Here is a 4,490-nt window from a genome sequence, read left to right as displayed (position 1 = left end):
CTGCTCAGCCACTAACTCAACTTTATCCAGTAAACCGTCTTTCCAGAAGCTATCCTCGTCAGCTGTGGCGCGCAGCTTAACAATAACTTCGTTACTGTCATGGCGGTGGAAATGAATGGTGCCTACGCCTGACTCAACGTACAGGTTAGTATCAGTGCTAACCTCGTATGTCGCTTCGACACGCTTTTCTTTATCGGCGGCGCTGGCGGTGAAAGGCAAGCTCGCTACAGTCACACTGCCGATTAATAGTAATGCTGTGGTCCATACAAATTGTTGTCTGCTCATTTTTTATTTTCTCCAGATACAATAAAAGCAAAATCGTTTCTCTTCGTCGATAGATAATAAGCAATTTAGATGCCAACTATTTATACTTGTTTTATTTCAACGACTTACTGAATTGTGTCTGTTGCTACTATACTGTCAGGGTCCTTATGGTTCGCCAAACTGACTAAAATATGCTGAAATTTGACCACAGCAGGTTCAGGTCTCCCTTATATGCAGCATCAGTTAGATATCATCGGTTATGTAAAATCGCCCTATAGCCAGAAATTTGCGGCCCCCCGCCAGCCCGGGCTGGTGACCGCAGCGACCAGTCAGATCATTCTGAATGAGGCGTACAGTCACCCTGACTGTGTGCGTGGCTTAAAAGAATTCAGCCATATCTGGGTGCTGTTTCTGTTTCATGAGACCCTGGCGGGCGGCTGGAAGCCCTTGGTCCGGCCACCACGGCTTGGGGGTAATGAACGCAAAGGCGTATTCGCTACCCGCTCGACTTTCCGCCCAAACGCTATTGGTATGTCGGCAGTGCAACTGACCGACGTGACCCATCAGGATGGCCGCAACCGCATTGAGGTAGTCGGCGCCGACTGGGTCGATGGCACCCCTATCATCGATATTAAGCCTTATCTTGCTTACGCCGATAGTTATCCAGACGCCATCAGCAGTTTTGCGCAGGATAAGCCTGAGGCTGGCCTTACTACCCACTTCAGCCCCGGGGCACAGCAGCAACTGGCCAGATTGCAGCAAGAGTACCCGAACCTGGCCACGCTTATCGCACAGGTGTTGCAGCAAGACCCCCGCCCTGCCTATAAACAAAACAACGAGCAGGACAAGATCTACGGCATGTCGCTGTATGACCTGAATATCCGGTGGCAGGTTATCAATTCCGAAAATCACGTGATTAGTATCAGTAAAGACTTTTGACCCGGGCCTGCTACTGATAGAATTCTGTTATCTTCGATAAGCTATCGATCCGTTACTTTGAATGGGGAACACATGCGTACCAGCCAGTATTTATTGGGTACATTAAAGGAAACTCCTGCTGATGCTGAAGTTATCAGTCATCAGCTTATGCTGCGTGCCGGAATGGTGCGTAAGGTTGCCGCCGGATTATATACCTGGACGCCAAGCGGCCTGCGGGTACTGCGCAAGGTTGAAGCCGTGGTGCGTGAAGAAATGGAACGCGCCGGTGCCTTAGAAGTGCTGATGCCGATGGTGCAGCCCGCTGACTTGTGGCAGGAATCCGGTCGCTGGGAAGACTACGGCCCTGAATTACTGCGTCTGCATGATCGCAACCAACGCGACTTCGTGCTGGGCCCGACCCACGAAGAAGTCATTTCTGAACTGGTCCGCAAAGAAATCACCAGTTACAAACAGCTGCCGATGAATCTGTTCCAGATCCAGACCAAATTCCGCGATGAAATACGCCCGCGTTTCGGTGTCATGCGCGCCCGTGAGTTCATCATGAAAGATGCCTATTCATTCCATCTTGAGCAGGACAGCCTGCAGCAGACCTATGATGCTATGCATGCCGCCTACTGCCGCATCTTTGAGCGCCTGGGCCTGGATTTCCGCCCGGTCATCGCTGATACCGGCTCTATCGGTGGTAACGTGTCTCATGAATTCCATGTGCTGGCCGATTCCGGCGAAGACGATATCGCCTTTTCTGATAGCTCAGATTATGCCGCCAACGTTGAACTGGCTGAAGCAGTGCCTGAGCGCTCCGAAGCGCCGGCAGCGACCGCTGACATGGAAAAAGTCGCCACCGCCAACGCGAAAACTATTAAGGCGCTGACCGAGCAATTTCCGATCTCCGTCACCCAGACCATCAAAACCCTGATCGTGAAGGGTAGCGAGGACGACCTTGTCGCCCTGCTAATTCGCGGCGACCATGAGCTCAATGAAATTAAAGCGGCCAAGCATCCGCGTGTGGCAAGCCCTCTCACCTTCGCCACCGATGACGAAATCCGCGCGGCAGTGGGTGCAGGCCCTGGTTCGCTCGGCCCGGTCAAGATGCCGCTCTTTACCATCGCTGATCGTAGCGTGGCGGTGCTGGCTGATTTCGCCGCCGGTGCCAACGAAGATGGCTACCATTACTTCAATATCAACTGGGGCCGTGATGTTGAGACGCCTGAAACCGCTGACTTGCGCAACGTAATAGAAGGTGACCCCAGCCCATGTGGCAAAGGTCGGCTGCAGATTAAACGCGGTATTGAAGTCGGCCATATCTTCCAGCTTGGTAAAAAATATTCCGACGCGCTGAAAGTGGGCGTACTCACCGAATCCGGCAAGCATGAAACCCTGACGATGGGCTGCTATGGTATCGGTGTTTCCCGTATCGTCGCGGCCGCCATCGAGCAAAACCACGATCAGCACGGCATCACCTGGCCACTGGCGCTGGCGCCGTTCCAGGTCGCGATTGTGCCGATGAATATGCATAAATCAGTGCGCGTGAAAGAAGTTGCTGAGCAGCTCTATAACGAGTTTACCGCGGCCAACATCGACGTGCTGTTCGATGATCGCAAAGAACGCCCGGGCGTGATGTTTGCCGACATGGAGCTGATTGGGATCCCGCACCAGATCGTGGTGGGCGAACGCAATCTTGATGAAAATGCGGTTGAATACAAGAGCCGGGTCAGCGGTGATAAAGAGAAAATTGCGATTGAAGACGCCTTGCGCCTGATCTTGCAGAAGTTTATCAGCTAAGTAGCTGTGAAAATGACTAGCCCCGCCCTGAAATATGGCGGGGTTTTTTTTTGCCCGAGCCTAGATGCTTTCGTGCCCGGCCAGCGGCTCAACATAGTGCAGGTACATATCCCAGGGAAAGTGAATCCAGGTTTCCTGATCCACATCAGCGACATGATCATCCACTAAATCAACACCCGCAGGCTTGGCATAGACAGTAACAAATCGTGCTTTAGGGAAGCGTTTGCGCAAAAACTTCAGGGTTTTACCGGTATCTACTAAATCGTCAATAACCAGGAAGCCCTCGCCATCATCCGTAGCGGACGCGTCATTAAGCATAGTCACCGTATCACGCTGGCTGTCATGATCGTAGGAGCTCACTGAAACACAGTCGACCATGCGGATATTCAGCTCACGCGCAAGAATAGCCGCCGGAACCAGCCCACCGCGACTCACCGCGATAATGCCCCGCCACTGCTCAGCCGGCAGCTGCCGCCGGGCCAGCTCTTTGGTCGCCCGATGCAACTCTTCCCAGGAAATATAAAACTCACGATTTGTATGCCAACCCATAGCGCAAAATCCCTACATCAATGAATAAAATAACTAAGATGCCTGCCAGTATACCAAGATTTCCCGCTTTGTTGTTGTAGCCCGTACTTCTACTACGGGTAAAGCGCTAACCTGGCGCGATCAACAAAAATTGCTGGTAAGAGAGCTATTTTATTACCGATCTAATATTTCCGTTTGAACATCTTGAGGAAGCCAATTCCAGAGAATGTCGTAGTAAACGGCATGAAGCTCTGCGTAGTGTTCCTGGACAAAAGAATCCATAACGTCAGTGTCCTTATATTTTTCGGGCTGATGAAGCAAATCATGTACTTCCTCTACTATGTTAAAGACCCGTTTCAGTTCATCTAGTTTTACTTCAACCTTATTAGTCATCAACGTGTCTACCTATTTTTATGAAATGATGAACTGCCGCCAAAGCGTATGGTAGCCCCAGGCCCTTACTGGATAACCGGATCGCGCCGCCCCCGAACCGCACTTGATGCAGCTGGCATGATCAATCGCCTTGACCTGAAGTTTCATCCAAGCCGTGGCCTATGCTTGGGGGTGAGGTCAAATCCTTAGTTAAGAGCTAAATTTTTCCGTCTATTTTCCCAATAAATTGGACATTTAAAAATTTAAGGTAACCGGAAGCGTTTATCAAAATTAATGCGTTTCTATCCAAGCCTGGGTAGATCCCTCGTCAAAATAGGCTCCGCTTAATATGCTTTTAAAACAATGCACTGGTAACAAGTCATCACTTTTGAGCGGCACATTGTCAACGTGCATGAAGTAACCTTATGCACTAAACCCGTTCAAGGCGTCAGCGACTGACTCTCGCCATCTATGTTAGAATACCGCCCTAATCACTTACTGAAATAATTACACGGAGTCGGGAGTTTATGCCACAGGTTATTTTTATTGATCCACGTGGAGCTCAGTTTGAGGTCGATGTTGAGGTTGGCGAGAACGTGATGCAG

At 50.6% G+C, this 4,490-nt stretch carries 4 protein-coding genes; 2 read left to right on the top strand and 2 right to left on the bottom strand.

Annotated elements, in window-relative coordinates; genetic code table 11:
* The coding region (locus R3196_RS10730) for a hypothetical protein (protein ID WP_318936767.1) at positions 1–285 on the bottom strand (285 nt) is incomplete at its 3' end.
* Between the two features lie 210 nt (positions 286–495).
* On the opposite strand from R3196_RS10730, the gene tsaA reads away from it, so the two are divergent.
* Both tsaA and R3196_RS10720 read left to right on the top strand, forming a co-directional pair.
* Positions 496–1,203: a tRNA (N6-threonylcarbamoyladenosine(37)-N6)-methyltransferase TrmO gene (gene tsaA / locus R3196_RS10725; protein WP_318936766.1), complete on the top strand. Its 708-nt coding sequence runs from the start codon at positions 496–498 to the stop codon at positions 1,201–1,203.
* Between the two features lie 72 nt (positions 1,204–1,275).
* Positions 1,276–2,985, top strand: coding sequence for a proline--tRNA ligase (locus R3196_RS10720; protein ID WP_318936765.1), 1,710 nt, complete (start codon positions 1,276–1,278; stop codon positions 2,983–2,985).
* Between the two features lie 60 nt (positions 2,986–3,045).
* On the opposite strand, the gene gpt is transcribed toward R3196_RS10720, so the two are convergent.
* The gene (gpt, locus tag R3196_RS10715; protein ID WP_318936764.1) at positions 3,046–3,534 is read right to left on the bottom strand and encodes a xanthine phosphoribosyltransferase; all 489 of its coding nucleotides are present in this window, start codon (positions 3,532–3,534) and stop codon (positions 3,046–3,048) included.
* Positions 3,535–4,490 lie beyond the last annotated feature (956 nt).

Source organism: Pseudidiomarina sp. (genome assembly GCF_033722695.1).
GTDB lineage: Bacteria > Pseudomonadota > Gammaproteobacteria > Enterobacterales > Alteromonadaceae > Pseudidiomarina.
This window is presented reverse-complemented; position numbering and strand designations above follow the sequence as displayed.

Excerpts from the sequence above, each read along its gene's own strand:
- R3196_RS10720 (WP_318936765.1), top strand. The coding sequence starts at position 1,276 with ATGCGTACCAGCCAGTATTTATTGGGTACATTAAAGGAAACTCCTGCT.
- gpt (WP_318936764.1), bottom strand. The coding sequence starts at position 3,534 with ATGGGTTGGCATACAAATCGTGAGTTTTATATTTCCTGGGAAGAGTTG.
- tsaA (WP_318936766.1), top strand. The coding sequence starts at position 496 with ATGCAGCATCAGTTAGATATCATCGGTTATGTAAAATCGCCCTATAGC.